This is a genomic window from Streptomyces niveus, assembly GCF_001723055.1.
GTDB classification, from domain to species: domain Bacteria; phylum Actinomycetota; class Actinomycetes; order Streptomycetales; family Streptomycetaceae; genus Streptomyces; species Streptomyces niveus.
This window is the reverse complement of sequence record NZ_MDCR01000113.1, coordinates 1-12,674: the sequence shown is the minus strand read 5'-3', so window position 1 is coordinate 12,674 and position 12,674 is coordinate 1. Positions and strand designations below refer to the sequence as shown.

Here is a 12,674-nt window from a genome sequence, read left to right as displayed (position 1 = left end):
GTGCGACCAGTTCGCCGGCCGGCTCGACGGCTACTACGAGCGCGGGCTGCACCCCTGGGACCTCGCGGCCGGCGAACTGGTCGCACGCGAGGCGGGCGCCCTCACCGGCGGGCGCCCCGGCGCCCCGGCCGACGGGGACCTCGCGGTCGCGGCGACGCCCGGCGTCTTCGAACCGCTCCAGGCGCTGCTGGAGGAGTACGGCGCCTGGCACGACTGACCGTCCGGACGGAGATCCGGCCGCCCGGACAGGAAAGGACCCCGGCACCGTCCCAAGGCGCCGGGGTCCTTCCCGTACGGGTCACACGTTCGCGGTGCCGAACTGCACGCCGTGCTCGGCCGCGAGGCGGTGCAGGTCGTCGAGCTCCTCCTGCTCGACCTCCGCGAGGAAGTCGTCGCCCGTCTCACGAGCCCGTGTGAGATCGGATTCGGTGGTCCTTATACGCTGCAGAAGCCCTGCGGTGAATGCGTCCATTGCGCCCCCTCGGCGTGGGTCGATGGCACGGGGGTGTGCCGACGTCGTGGTCACGTGGCACCTGGAAGTGCCGACAGCTGTCGATCACGCACCACTCCCTCTGGGGGACAGAGCGGGTAGTGGCATGCCACGTAAGGGGCGTGATCTCGGGTGTGCACTCGTCATCCCCAGGGCGTGTGCGGCAGAAACCTCCCGACATTCAGGAATCTTGCGTATTCCTTCCGTATGCCCGGCGGTCGGCATTGTCTTACCGCCGGTTTATGCACGTAGCGGGCAGGATGGGCCCGCACAACCAGTGCTACGACCTGCCCGGTTCCCCGGATCTCCGGCAATGGGCTCAGAGGAAGGACAGCGACGTGCGCGTACTCGTCGTCGAGGACGAGCAGCTGCTCGCCGATGCGGTGGCCACCGGGCTGCGCCGGGAGGCCATGGCCGTCGACGTCGTGTACGACGGCGCCGCGGCCCTGGAGCGGATCGGGGTCAACGACTACGACGTCGTCGTGCTCGACCGCGACCTTCCGCTCATCCACGGTGACGACGTCTGCCGCAAGATCGTCGAGCTGGGCATGCCGACCCGCGTGCTGATGCTCACGGCGTCCGGCGACGTCAGCGACCGCGTGGAGGGCCTGGAGCTGGGCGCCGACGACTATCTGCCGAAGCCGTTCGCCTTCACCGAGCTGACCGCCCGGGTGCGGGCCCTCGGCCGCCGTACGACCGTCCCGCTGCCGCCGGTCCTGGAGCGGTCGGGCATCAAGCTCGACCCGAACCGCCGCGAGGTCTTCCGCGACGGCAAGGAGATCCAGCTCGCGCCCAAGGAGTTCGCGGTCCTCGAAGTGCTGATGCGCAGCGAGGGCGCCGTGGTCTCCGCCGAGCAGCTGCTGGAGAAGGCCTGGGACGAGAACACCGACCCCTTCACCAATGTCGTGCGCGTCACGGTCATGACGCTGCGCCGCAAGCTCGGCGAGCCGCCCGTGATCGTCACCGTGCCCGGCTCCGGTTACCGGATCTGATGCCCGTGGCAACCACCCCGGCGCCCCCCACGGCGCCCCCGAAACCGACCTGGGACCCCAGACGGCCCGACCAGGCGCTGCCCTGGGTCCGTCCGACGATCCGGATACGTCTGACGCTGCTCTACGGCGGGATGTTCCTGATCGCCGGCATCCTGCTGCTGTCGATCATCTATCTGCTGGCGGCGCAGGCCATCAACGAGGGCAGCGAGCTGGCCCTGAAGGTGACCGGGGTCAACGTCCAGCTGACGAGCCCCACCTGCCCCGGTCTCAACGAGGCCGTCAACAACGACCAGCTGAACTCGTCACTCAAGGCGTGTATGGCCGCCCAGCGCCAGCAGGCGCTCGACGACCTGCTCACCCGCTCGCTGTTCGCCCTGACCGGCCTGTCCATCATCGCTTTCGCGTTCGGTTACGCGATGGCCGGCCGGGTCCTGTCGCCGCTGGGCCGGATCACCCGCACCGCGCGCCGCGTGGTCGGCTCCGACCTGTCCCGCAGGATCGAACTGGACGGCCCGGACGACGAACTGAAGGAGCTGGCCGACACCTTCGACGAGATGCTGGAGCGGCTGGAACGGGCCTTCACGGCGCAGCAGCGCTTCGTCGCGAACGCCTCCCACGAGCTGCGTACGCCCCTGGCGATCAACCGCACGCTGCTGGAGGTCCAGCTCTCCGATCCGGCGGCTCCTGTGGAGCTCCAGCAGCTCGGCAGGACCCTCCTGGCCACCAACGAACGCAGCGAACAGCTGGTGGAGGGTCTGCTGCTGCTCGCCCGCAGCGACAACCAGCTCGTCGAACGCAAACCCGTCGACCTCGCCGAGGTCGCCACCCGCGCCGTCGACCAGACACGCGGCGAGGCCGAGGCCAAGGGCGTCGAGCTGCGCGGCGAGTGCGTGCCGGCGGTCGTGCAGGGCAACGGCGTCCTGCTGGAGCGGATCGCGCTCAACCTCGTACAGAACGCGGTGCGCTACAACGTGAAGGAGGACGGCTGGGTCGAGGTCACGACCGCCGTCGAGCACGGTGAGGCGGTGCTGCTGGTGTCGAACACGGGGCCGGTCGTTCCCGCGTACGAGATCGACAACATCTTCGAACCGTTCCGCCGCCTCCGTACGGAGCGGACCGGCAGCGACAAGGGCGTGGGCCTCGGCCTGTCGATCGCCCGCTCGGTCGCGCGGGCCCACGGGGGCCGTATCATCGCGGAGCCCCGCGAGGGAGGCGGGCTCGTGATGCGTGTCACTCTGCCGGTCTGAGTTTTCGCTCCGGATCGGAGCGAAGTTCGCTTTGCGCGGAATTTTCGGGACCCGTTCCCGGTTGGGCCGTGTGTGATCGATCACAGGGGCGAATTCAAGCCTCGCACTCTCTGTGATCAAGCCCCTTGCTGAAAGCCCGGAAAATCCGGGTTTCCGGGGGTCGGGATCACGGGAAGTACACGGGGTGGCGCCCGTGAAGTACGACATTCGGACCGTGTACGGTCCGGTTCGCCACCCAATGCCGATCACTCCGGAAGAGTCCGGTTGGGTGTCGATTGAGTAACAGACCTTGATGTGAGGCAAAATCTCCGCCTCAGGTCGGGCACAAGTCCGGCCTCTCACGCGTTACGCGCTGAGACACCGATGACACCCAGAGGGGGAGAAGCGACATGGCAACGGATTACGACACCCCACGCAAGACCGATGACGACGTCGATTCCGACAGCCTTGAGGAACTGAAGGCCCGTCGGAACGACAAGTCGACATCCGCGGTCGACGTGGACGAGTTCGAGCAGGCCGAGGGACTTGAGCTGCCCGGGGCCGACCTCTCCAACGAGGAGCTGTCGGTTCGCGTACTGCCCAGGCAGGCCGACGAGTTCACCTGCATGAGCTGCTTCCTCGTGCACCACCGCAGCCAGCTGTCCCGGGAGAAGAACGGTCAGCCGATCTGCCGCGACTGCGACTGAGGAGCGGTCGGCCGTGGCAGGTGACACACCGTCCAGGAAACGGCGTTTCCGGCGCAAGAACGCGTCGGAGGCGTACCAGAGCGGTCCGGGCCCGGCAGAAGGCGTCACGCCCCCTGCCGAGCACTCCGCTCTCCTGCCCCACCCCGGCGTATCCGACGACGACGGGCGAGGCCTCCCGGCCTCGCTCGCAGCCGCCCAGGGCGACCACGACGGGCCCGTGACCGGGGCCCGGGGCCTGGGCAAGGTCAAGCGGGGCATACAGAAGGGCGGCGCGAGCGCCAGGGCCGGGCTCGCGCATCTCGCCGACCGGATCATCGACAACGCACCGCGCGTGCCCGTCCGTGATCTGGCCGCGCTCCGCAGGCAGTTCCCCGGGCTGGGGCCCGAAGAGCTCGCCGACAAACTCGTCGCGGGCGCGGCGAACAGCAGCTCCACCGTGGGCGCCGGTATCGGCGCCGTCGCGATGATGCCCGTACCGCCCGCGATGCCGGCCGAACTGGCCGCGGAGATCACGGCGGTCGCCGCGATCGAACTGAAACTCATCGCCGAGCTGCACGAGGTCTACGGCCTGCGTCCGCCCGGCAATCTCAAGCAGCGCAGCACCGCGTATCTGACCTCGTGGACCGAGGAGCGCGGCGTCGACATCATGAAGCCGGCGAGCCTCAACTCGGCGCTCTCGGGCCGGATGAAGCGCGAACTGCGTCAGCAGATCATGAAGCGCACGGTCCGCAGTCTGCCGAACCTGGTGCCCTTCATGATCGGAGCGGCCGTCGGCGCGATGATGAACCGCCGCGACACCCAGAAGGTCGCCGAGCGCATCCGTAAGGACCTGCGTACCCGCCAGGTCCCCTGGGACGCCCTGCCCGCCCTGCCGCCGCTGGAGCAGCCCCAGGTGCTGCCTCCCGAGTTCCCCAGGGAACTGGGCCGCTAGGTCCTGTCACGACGCCTGGCACGCGCCCTCGCCGCGTTGGCAGGGTTCTCGAAGGCGTCCAAGTACGTCCAGTACGGGAGCGATCCTCCGCCGTGCGATCGCACGCACCAGCCGCTGTGAGCCCCGCCCTTCGGGCGGACGACGCCAGTTCGAAGGCAGGACCTAGGCCGTCTCCCGCACTTCCCGCGCCGCGTCCAGCGCCTTCGCGAGCGCCCTCGGGTTCCTGGTCGACACATAGACGTACGGTGTCGGGTCGGCCGTGTCGGTGATCTCCACCCGCAGCGCCGTCGGGATGTAGCTGCGCAGCAGCATGAAGGCCCGCGGATCGGCCTTGTGCATCCGCCAGGCGCGCGCCTCCTCGCCGGCCAGCACGTGGGCCTCGCCGAGCGCCGCCACCGGGATCCGGGCACTGCCCGCGACCAGCGAGCCGGCCACCACACGGATCCGCGCGGAGCCGTACGAACTGACCGCCAGGGCCGCCGCCAGCCCCGTCACGACCACCGCCCCCAGCATCGGCACCGTGCCCAGCGGCAGCAGGATCAGACCCCCCGAAAGCGCGACGAGAACAGTGATCACCCACCAGGAACCCGGTGCGGTGAGACGTTCGTCGTAAGGCGCCGCTGAATGCTCCATGGAGCCAAGCTTGGCACGGTGCGACCGGCGGGTAGCCGCGCGGGTAAGGTCTGCGCCTGTGAGTACTGTGCCCTCCGGGGGGAAGACCCCCCGTTCCGTCGTCCGGTCCCCGGCTCTGACGCCGCCGGCCGACGCCATAGCGCCGGTACGGCACCCGCAGGCCCCCGCACCCGGCGAGCCGATCGGTTCGCACTACGCGCACTGCTTCGGCTGCGGCGACGAGCAGCCCCACGGCCTCCTCCTGCAGAGCAGGGCGGGCGAGGGCGTCACGATCACCGCGGAGTTCACCGTACGGCCCGCCCACCAGGGCGCTCCCGGCCTCGCGCACGGCGGCGTGCTCGCCACCGCGCTCGACGAGTCGCTCGGCGCGCTGCAATGGCTGCTGCGCGTGATCGCCGTGACCGGCAAGCTGGAGACGGACTTCGTCCGCCCCGTACCCGTCGGCACCGTCCTCTTCCTGACCGCCGAGGCCAACGCCGTGAGCGGCCGGAAGATCTTCTGCTCCGCCACCGGCCGGCTCGGCGGCCCCGACGGCCCCGTGGCCGTCCGCGCCGGCGCCCTCTTCGTGGAAGTGAAGGTCGACCACTTCGTCGACAACGGCCGCCAGGAGGAGATCCGGGCGGCCATGGCCGATCCCGACCAGGTCAGGCGCGCCCGCGCCTTCGAGGTGAACCCATGACCCGTAACCCTGTCGACGTGCTGATCCGCCGGACCGACCCGGAGGTGCCGCTGCCCTCGTACGGGCACCCGGGCGACGCCGGCGCCGATCTGGTCACCACCGAGGCCGCCGATCTCGCTCCGGGCGAACGCGTCGTCCTGCCCACCGGGGTTTCCCTCGCACTGCCCGACGGGTACGCCGCCTTCGTACATCCGCGATCCGGTCTTGCCGCGCGCTGCGGAGTGGCCTTGGTGAATGCCCCGGGGACGGTGGATGCCGGGTACCGTGGGGAGATCAAGGTGATCGTGGTCAATCTCGATCCGCGCGAGACGGTGCGGTTCGAGCGGTTCGACCGGATTGCTCAACTGGTCGTCCAGCAGGTCGAGAAGGTGCGCTTCCACGAGGTGGCGGAGCTTCCCGGCTCGGCGCGGGCCGAGGGGGGCTTCGGGTCCACCGGCGGTCACGCCGCGGTGGACGGTTCACAGGGCGGGAATCGATACGCATCGGTCGTATCCGACCGGGAAGGACAGTGACGTGTTCGGACGTCGCAAGAAGAGCGGTGCCGCCGATGACACGGCGGGCGAGGCCGAGCAGGTCGTCGACGACATCGACGCCGATGACACGGAGGACGGGGCCGAGGAGCCCCGCCGGGTGAATCTTCCCCCGGCCCCCCGGCCCGACGGGCCGTGGGACATCTCCGAGGTCTCCAAGCCCGACGAGGGCCGGGTCGACCTGGGCGGCATCTTCGTCCCCGGAGTCGACGGAATGGAGCTTCGTGTAGAGGTGGCGGGTGACGCGATCGTCGCGGCGACCGTCGTCGTACGCGACAGCGCCGTACAGCTCCAGGCCTTCGCCGCTCCCAAGAAGGAGGGCATCTGGAGCGAGGTGCGCGAGGAGATCGCCTCGGGCATCACGCAGCAGGGCGGCATCATCGACGAGGTCGAGGGCCCGCTCGGCTGGGAGCTGCGGGCCCAGGTGCCCGTACAGCTCCCGGACGGCACCGGCGGCGTACAGCTCGTGCGCTTCATCGGGGTCGACGGGCCGCGCTGGTTCCTGCGCGGAGTGATCTCCGGACAGGGCGCGGTGCAGCCCGAGGCCGCCGGACTGCTGGAGCAGATCTTCAAGGACACGGTCGTCGTGCGCGGCGAGGGCCCCATGGCGCCCCGCGACCCGATCGTCCTGAAGCTCCCCGACGACGCGCAGATGGTCGCCGAGGGCGTCCAGCAGGCCGAGGAGCAGGAAGGTTCCCGCTTCGCCGGCGGCATGGGGCAGCTCCAGCGCGGCCCCGAGATCACCGAGGTGCGCTGACCCGGGGGTTCGCCCTCCTCGACGTACGCGCCGGTGGGCCGCGCTCCCGTGACGGGGGCGCGGCCCACCGCCGTTCCCGGCCGCCGTCACCATTGCCCGGCCGCGTGCGGCCCGCACATACTGACGCCGGGCAATCCGCACCGTACGGGGGAAACGACTCATGACCGAGAGCAGCGCCACGACCACGACCGCCGTCGCCCCGGCGGCCGAACCCATGGTGCGGGTGAGCGGCCTGCACCGCTCGTACGGCACCGGCGCCGCCGCCGTCCACGCGCTGCGCGGGGTGTCCTTCACCGTGCCGCGCGGGGAGCTGATCGCGCTCAAGGGCCGCTCCGGATCCGGCAAGACGACGCTGCTCAACCTCGTCGGCGGCCTCGACACCCCGGACTCCGGACAGATCACCGTCGACGGGACGGACCTCGCCACCCTCGGCGAGAACGGCCTGCTCGCCCTGCGCCGCGACCGCATCGGCTTCATCTTCCAGTCCTTCGGACTGCTCCCCATCCTCACCGCCGCCGAGAACGTCGGCGTACCCCTGCGGCTGCGCAGGGCCGACCCGCGCGAGCGCGAGGAGCGGGTGGCCCTGCTGCTCGCCCTCGTCGGCCTCGGCGACCACGCCGCGCAGCGGCCCGGCGAGCTGTCCGGCGGCCAGAAGCAGCGCGTCGCCATCGCCCGCGCCCTGGCCAACCGGCCCGCCCTGCTGATCGCCGACGAGCCCACCGGGCAGCTCGACGCCGAGACCGGCCTCGCCGTGATGGAGCTGCTGCGCGCCGTCGTACGCAGCGAGGGCGTCACCGCGCTCGTGGCCACCCACGACGCGCAGCTCCTGGGCCTGGCCGACCGGGTGCTCGAACTCGCCGACGGCCATCTCGTGGAGCACGAGCGCGCCCCGCTCCCTTAGAGGCCCGGCCGACCCCCGGTCCATCAGAATCGTGTCAAGACGGACCCCGCACCCTGCGGGATGTCCGTTTTGGTGGTGTCCCGGGCTGTACCTTCGGGCGGGAAGCCGCGAGGGGACGCAGCGGCTCGGTGGGAAGACAATGGGGCCATGGGACGCGGCAAGCTACGGATCTACCTGGGCGCGGCACCGGGCGTCGGCAAGACGTACGCGATGCTGTCCGAGGCGCACCGGCGCGTCGAGCGCGGCACCGACTGTGTCGTGGCGTTCGTCGAGCACCACAACCGGCCACGCACCGAGGTCATGCTCAAGGGCCTCGAACAGATCCACCGCCGTGAGCTGCCCCACCGCGGCACCGTCTTCACGGAGATGGACGTGGACGCGGTCATCGAGCGCCGTCCCGCCGTCGCCCTGGTGGACGAACTCGCGCACACCAATGTCCCGGGCTCCCGCAACTCCAAGCGCTGGCGGGACGTGGAGGAACTGCTCCAGGCCGGGATAGACGTCATCTCGACCGTCAACATCCAGCATCTGGAATCGCTCGGCGACGTCGTGGAGTCGATAACGGGCGTACGGCAACGGGAGACCGTGCCCGACGAAGTGGTGCGGCGCGCCGATCAGATCGAACTTGTCGACATGTCGCCCCAGGCCCTCCGCCGCCGGATGGCACACGGCAACATCTACCAGCCCGACAAGGTCAACGCCGCGCTCTCCCACTACTTCCGCCCCGGCAACCTCACCGCGCTGCGCGAACTCGCCCTCCTCTGGACGGCCGACCGGGTCGACGAATACCTCCAGCAGTACCGGGGCGAGCACAACATCCGCTCCACCTGGCAGGCCCGTGAGCGGATCGCCGTCGGCCTCACCGGCGGGCCCGAGGGCCGTACGCTCATCCGCCGCGCCGCCCGCATGGCCGCCAAGGGCTCCGGCAGCGAGATCCTCGCCGTCTACATCGCCCGCAGCGACGGCCTCACCTCCGCGTCGCCCAAGGAACTGACCCTTCAGCGCACCCTGGTCGAGGATCTCGGCGGCACCTTCCACCATGTCATCGGGGACGACGTGCCCTCGTCGCTGCTGGAGTTCGCGCGGGGCGTCAACGCCACGCAGGTGGTGCTCGGTTCCAGCCGCCGTAAGACCTGGCAGTACATCTTCGGGCCCGGCGTCGGCGCCACCGTCGCCCGCGAGTCGGGACCCGACCTGGACGTGCACATCGTCACCCACGAGGAGGTCGCCAAGGGCCGCGGCCTGCCCGTCGCGCGCGGCGCCCGCCTCGGCCGCTCCCGGATCCTCTCCGGCTGGCTGGCCGGCGTCGTCGCCCCCGTCCTGCTGACGCTGCTCCTCACCGCGCTGGACGACACCCTGGGCCTGGCCAACGACGTCCTGCTCTTCCTCTTCCTGACCGTCCTCGCCGCCCTGCTCGGCGGACTGCGCCCGGCCCTCGCGTCGGCGGCCGTCGGCTCGGTGCTGCTGAACTTCTACTTCACCCCGCCGACCCACAACCTCACCATCCAGGACCCCCGGAACATCGTCGCCATCGTGATCTTCTTCGCGGTCGCGGTCTCCGTGGCGTCCGTGGTAGACATCGCGGCCCGCCGCACCCACCAGGCGGCCAGACTCCGCGCCGAGTCGGAGATCCTGTCCTTCCTGGCGGGCAGTGTGCTGCGCGGCGAGACCACGCTGGACGCGCTGCTGGAGCGCGTACGCGAGACGTTCTCCATGGAGTCGGTGGCGCTGCTGGAGCGCGAGAGCGACATCGCCCCGTGGACCTGCGCGGGCAGCGTGGGGCCGGCCGAGCGGGTCGAACGGCCCGAGGACGCGGACGTCGACCTGCCCATCGGTGACCACATGGCGCTGGCGCTGTCGGGCCGGGTGCTGCCGGCCGAGGACCGCAGGGTGCTCTCCGCGTTCGCCGCCCAGGCCGCCGTCGTACTGGACCGCCAGCGGCTGATCGGCGAGGCCGGGCAGGCTCGTGAACTGGCCGAGGGCAACCGGATCCGTACCGCTCTGCTCGCCGCCGTCAGCCACGACCTGCGTACGCCGCTGGCCGGTATCAAGGCCGCGGTGACCTCGCTGCGCTCCGACGACGTCGAGTGGTCCGAGGACGATCACCGGGAACTCCTCGCGGGCATCGAGGAAGGCGCCGACCGTCTGGACAATCTGATCGGCAATCTGCTCGACATGTCGCGGCTCCAGACCGGCACGGTGAGCACGCTGATCCGCGAGACGGAGCTGGACGAGGTGGTCCCGATGGCTCTCGGCGGGGTGCCCGAGGGCAGTGTCGTCCTGGACATCCCGGAGTCGCTGCCGATGGTCGCCGTCGATCCGGGTCTGCTGGAGCGCGCCGTGGCCAACATCGTCGAGAACGCCGTCAAGTACAGCCCCGACGGCACCCGCGTCAACGTCTCCGCCAGCTCGCTCGGCGCCCGCGTCCAGGTACGTGTCGTGGACCGCGGCCCCGGCGTCCCCGACGAGGCCAAGGAACGCATCTTCGAGCCCTTCCAGCGCCACGGGGACGCCCCGCGCGGAGCGGGCGTGGGCCTCGGCCTCGCCGTCGCCCGCGGCTTCGTGGACGCCATGGACGGCACCCTCACCGCCGAGGACACCCCCGGCGGCGGACTCACCATGGTCCTCGACCTCACGGCCGTACCCGGCCTCGCGCCGGCCGGCCCCGAACTACCCGCCGAGGTCAGCTCATGACCGGCGGCACAGCAGAAAGGCAGGCCACCATGGCGCCTCCCGCCGGGGGAGACTCCCGAGGGCCCGTGAGGGTGCTCGTGGTCGACGACGAGCCGCAGATCGTGCGCGCCCTCGTGATCAACCTGAAGGCCCGCAAGTACGAGGTCGACGCCGCCGCCGACGGGGCGACCGCCCTGGAGCTCGCCGCCGCCCGCCATCCGGACGTCGTCGTGCTCGACCTCGGGCTGCCCGACATGGACGGCGTGGAGGTCATCAAGGGGCTGCGCGGCTGGACCCGCGTACCGATCCTGGTGCTCTCCGCGCGCCAGACCTCCGACGAGAAGGTCGAGGCGCTGGACGCGGGCGCCGACGACTACGTCACCAAGCCGTTCGGCATGGACGAACTCCTCGCCCGCCTCCGCGCCGCCGTCCGCCGGGCCGAGCCCGTCGGCTCCGGCGACGACGACAGCGTCGCGATGGTCGAGACGGAGGGGTTCACCGTCGACCTCGTCGCCAAGAAGGTGCACCGGGAGGGCCGCGACGTACGGCTCACCCCGACCGAGTGGCACCTGCTGGAGGTCCTCGTACGCAACACCGGCCGCCTCGTCAGCCAGAAACAGCTCCTCCAGGAGGTCTGGGGGCCCTCCTACGGCACGGAGACCAACTATCTGCGCGTCTACATGGCCCAGCTCCGCCGCAAGCTGGAGGCGGATCCCTCGCACCCCAGGCACTTCGTCACGGAGCCGGGTATGGGTTACCGGTTCGACCGATGATCCGGGACGCGCGGACCCCGGTACGCTTCTGTCATGAGTGCTGAGAAGCCGACCGGCCGCTTCCGCCGGATGCTCGACAGGCTGTCCAGCTCCCAGGAGGACCTGGAGTCCGAGGAGCTGCGTGAGGACGCGCAGGCCTCCGGCTGCACACGCATCGGCGACTGCCGCGACCGCCAGATAGTGAAGGTGACTGGTACGTTGCGGACGGTCACCTTGCGTCCGCGGGCCGGCGTGCCCGCGCTGGAGGCGGAGCTGTTCGACGGCACCGCGCCGCTGGACGTGGTGTGGCTGGGACGGCGCTCGATAGCCGGCATAGAGCCGGGCCGCAAGCTCATCGCATCCGGCCGGATCTCCATGAGCCACGGCCGCAGGGTGCTGTTCAACCCCAAATACGAACTCCGACCGCTCGGACAGGAGTAGCCGGTGACGTCAATCGACAAGCCAGCCACGACCCACCCCCACGCGCCCGAGGGTGCCGACCCGCAGACCGACGCCGACGCCAAGGCGGTGACCGAGGCCGCGCTCTTCGAGGCGTTCGGCGGCGTACGCGGCATGGTGGAGACGGTCGTCCCCGGACTGCTCTTCGTCACGATCTACACGATCAACAAGGACCTGCACGCCGCGGCGATCGCCGCGGTCGCGGTCTCGCTGCTCCTGGTCGCGGTCCGGCTGATCCGCCGCGACACGGTGAAGCACGCCTTCAGCGGCGTCTTCGGGGTCGCCTTCGGCGTGGTCTTCGCGATGATGACCGGTGAGGCGAAGGACTTCTATCTGCCCGGCATGGTCTACACGCTGGGACTGGCCGTTGCGTACATCGCGACCAGCGTCGCGGGGGTGCCGCTGATCGGCCTGATCCTGGGTCCGGTCTTCAAGGAGAACCTGTCCTGGCGTACGCGGAACCCGGGGCGCAAGTCGGCGTACACGAAGGCGAGTTACGCGTGGGGGTTCATCCTCCTCGCGAAGTGCGCGATCCTCTTCCCGCTGTACTGGTGGGCGGACACGGAGCAGCTGGGCTGGGTGCTGGTCTCCCTGAAGATCCCGCCGTTCCTGCTGGCGGTCTACCTGACCTGGCTGTTCCTGGCGAAGGCACCGGCCCCGATTGACGTCTTCGCCGAGATGGAAGCGGCGGAAGAGGCGGAGAAGGCGGAGCGCGCGGCGCGGGAGCAGCAGTAGGTTCTGCGCCTGCGGCGCGCTAGGTGGTGCCCGGGGCGGCCGGGCGGGCCGGTTGTGCGGGTTGCGCCTGCGGCGGGCCGGGGTGGTTGCGGTGGTTGCCGGGTGCCGCTCCGGGGTCATGGCCGGACGGCGTGACTTACGCCGCGTGCAAGGTTCGCTGCACTCGACGACCCGGCAGGTCCACGCGACACAAGTCAGCCTGAGTGTCC

At 70.6% G+C, this 12,674-nt stretch carries 15 protein-coding genes; 13 read left to right on the top strand and 2 right to left on the bottom strand.

Annotated features, from left to right (window positions below; translation table 11 throughout):
• Positions 1–217: inositol monophosphatase family protein (locus tag BHU15_RS14970; protein WP_303741189.1), on the top strand; the 217-nt coding region annotated here is incomplete at its 5' end.
• A gap of 81 nt (positions 218–298) precedes the next feature.
• Here BHU15_RS14970 and BHU15_RS40125 read toward each other — a convergent pair.
• Complete coding sequence (locus tag BHU15_RS40125; protein ID WP_023538151.1) at positions 299–472, bottom strand: hypothetical protein; 174 nt, start codon at positions 470–472, stop codon at positions 299–301.
• Between the two features lie 356 nt (positions 473–828).
• Between BHU15_RS40125 and BHU15_RS14965 the strand changes: the two genes are divergently transcribed.
• The 4 genes from BHU15_RS14965 (at position 829) to BHU15_RS14950 (ending at position 4,346) form a co-directional block, all read left to right on the top strand.
• Entirely contained in the window at positions 829–1,482 is a 654-nt protein-coding gene (locus tag BHU15_RS14965; protein ID WP_023538150.1) for a response regulator transcription factor, read from the top strand.
• A gap of 5 nt (positions 1,483–1,487) precedes the next feature.
• Positions 1,488–2,729: a sensor histidine kinase gene (locus BHU15_RS14960; protein WP_069627640.1), complete on the top strand. Its 1,242-nt coding sequence runs from the start codon at positions 1,488–1,490 to the stop codon at positions 2,727–2,729.
• A 389-nt stretch (positions 2,730–3,118) separates the two neighbouring features.
• Positions 3,119–3,415, top strand: coding sequence for a DUF4193 domain-containing protein (locus BHU15_RS14955; protein ID WP_023538148.1), 297 nt, complete (start codon positions 3,119–3,121; stop codon positions 3,413–3,415).
• A gap of 13 nt (positions 3,416–3,428) precedes the next feature.
• Positions 3,429–4,346: a hypothetical protein gene (locus BHU15_RS14950; protein WP_069627639.1), complete on the top strand. Its 918-nt coding sequence runs from the start codon at positions 3,429–3,431 to the stop codon at positions 4,344–4,346.
• Between the two features lie 162 nt (positions 4,347–4,508).
• On the opposite strand, the gene BHU15_RS14945 is transcribed toward BHU15_RS14950, so the two are convergent.
• Complete coding sequence (locus tag BHU15_RS14945; protein WP_031229298.1) at positions 4,509–4,979, bottom strand: DUF3093 domain-containing protein; 471 nt, start codon at positions 4,977–4,979, stop codon at positions 4,509–4,511.
• 58 nt (positions 4,980–5,037) lie between these two features.
• On the opposite strand from BHU15_RS14945, the gene BHU15_RS14940 reads away from it, so the two are divergent.
• The 8 genes from BHU15_RS14940 (at position 5,038) to BHU15_RS14905 (ending at position 12,465) form a co-directional block, all read left to right on the top strand.
• Positions 5,038–5,658 carry a PaaI family thioesterase gene (locus BHU15_RS14940; RefSeq protein ID WP_247748773.1) on the top strand — a complete coding sequence of 207 codons (621 nt, stop codon included), beginning with the start codon at positions 5,038–5,040 and terminating at the stop codon, positions 5,656–5,658.
• Positions 5,655–6,170: a dUTP diphosphatase gene (dut, locus tag BHU15_RS14935; RefSeq protein WP_069627637.1), complete on the top strand. Its 516-nt coding sequence runs from the start codon at positions 5,655–5,657 to the stop codon at positions 6,168–6,170. Before BHU15_RS14940 ends, dut begins: the two co-directional genes overlap by 4 nt.
• 1 nt (position 6,171) lies before the next feature.
• Positions 6,172–6,945: a DUF3710 domain-containing protein gene (locus tag BHU15_RS14930; protein ID WP_023538143.1), complete on the top strand. Its 774-nt coding sequence runs from the start codon at positions 6,172–6,174 to the stop codon at positions 6,943–6,945.
• Positions 6,946–7,105: 160 nt separating this feature from the next.
• Positions 7,106–7,846: an ABC transporter ATP-binding protein gene (locus tag BHU15_RS14925; RefSeq protein ID WP_069627636.1), complete on the top strand. Its 741-nt coding sequence runs from the start codon at positions 7,106–7,108 to the stop codon at positions 7,844–7,846.
• A 147-nt stretch (positions 7,847–7,993) separates the two neighbouring features.
• Positions 7,994–10,540, top strand: coding sequence for a DUF4118 domain-containing protein (locus BHU15_RS14920; RefSeq protein WP_069627635.1), 2,547 nt, complete (start codon positions 7,994–7,996; stop codon positions 10,538–10,540).
• Between the two features lie 29 nt (positions 10,541–10,569).
• Positions 10,570–11,292 carry a response regulator gene (locus tag BHU15_RS14915; protein ID WP_051433625.1) on the top strand — a complete coding sequence of 241 codons (723 nt, stop codon included), beginning with the start codon at positions 10,570–10,572 and terminating at the stop codon, positions 11,290–11,292.
• Between the two features lie 33 nt (positions 11,293–11,325).
• Positions 11,326–11,712 carry an OB-fold nucleic acid binding domain-containing protein gene (locus BHU15_RS14910; RefSeq protein WP_023538139.1) on the top strand — a complete coding sequence of 129 codons (387 nt, stop codon included), beginning with the start codon at positions 11,326–11,328 and terminating at the stop codon, positions 11,710–11,712.
• A gap of 3 nt (positions 11,713–11,715) precedes the next feature.
• Positions 11,716–12,465, top strand: coding sequence for a DUF3159 domain-containing protein (locus tag BHU15_RS14905; RefSeq protein WP_069627634.1), 750 nt, complete (start codon positions 11,716–11,718; stop codon positions 12,463–12,465).
• Positions 12,466–12,674 lie beyond the last annotated feature (209 nt).

Bases quoted from the DNA above. Each gene is read 5' to 3' on its own strand.
- BHU15_RS14945 (WP_031229298.1), bottom strand. From the start codon at position 4,979: ATGGAGCATTCAGCGGCGCCTTACGACGAACGTCTCACCGCACCGGGT.
- BHU15_RS14955 (WP_023538148.1), top strand. From the start codon at position 3,119: ATGGCAACGGATTACGACACCCCACGCAAGACCGATGACGACGTCGAT.
- dut (WP_069627637.1), top strand. From the start codon at position 5,655: ATGACCCGTAACCCTGTCGACGTGCTGATCCGCCGGACCGACCCGGAG.
- BHU15_RS14915 (WP_051433625.1), top strand. From the start codon at position 10,570: ATGGCGCCTCCCGCCGGGGGAGACTCCCGAGGGCCCGTGAGGGTGCTC.
- BHU15_RS14920 (WP_069627635.1), top strand. From the start codon at position 7,994: ATGGGACGCGGCAAGCTACGGATCTACCTGGGCGCGGCACCGGGCGTC.
- BHU15_RS14925 (WP_069627636.1), top strand. From the start codon at position 7,106: ATGACCGAGAGCAGCGCCACGACCACGACCGCCGTCGCCCCGGCGGCC.
- BHU15_RS40125 (WP_023538151.1), bottom strand. From the start codon at position 472: ATGGACGCATTCACCGCAGGGCTTCTGCAGCGTATAAGGACCACCGAA.
- BHU15_RS14910 (WP_023538139.1), top strand. From the start codon at position 11,326: ATGAGTGCTGAGAAGCCGACCGGCCGCTTCCGCCGGATGCTCGACAGG.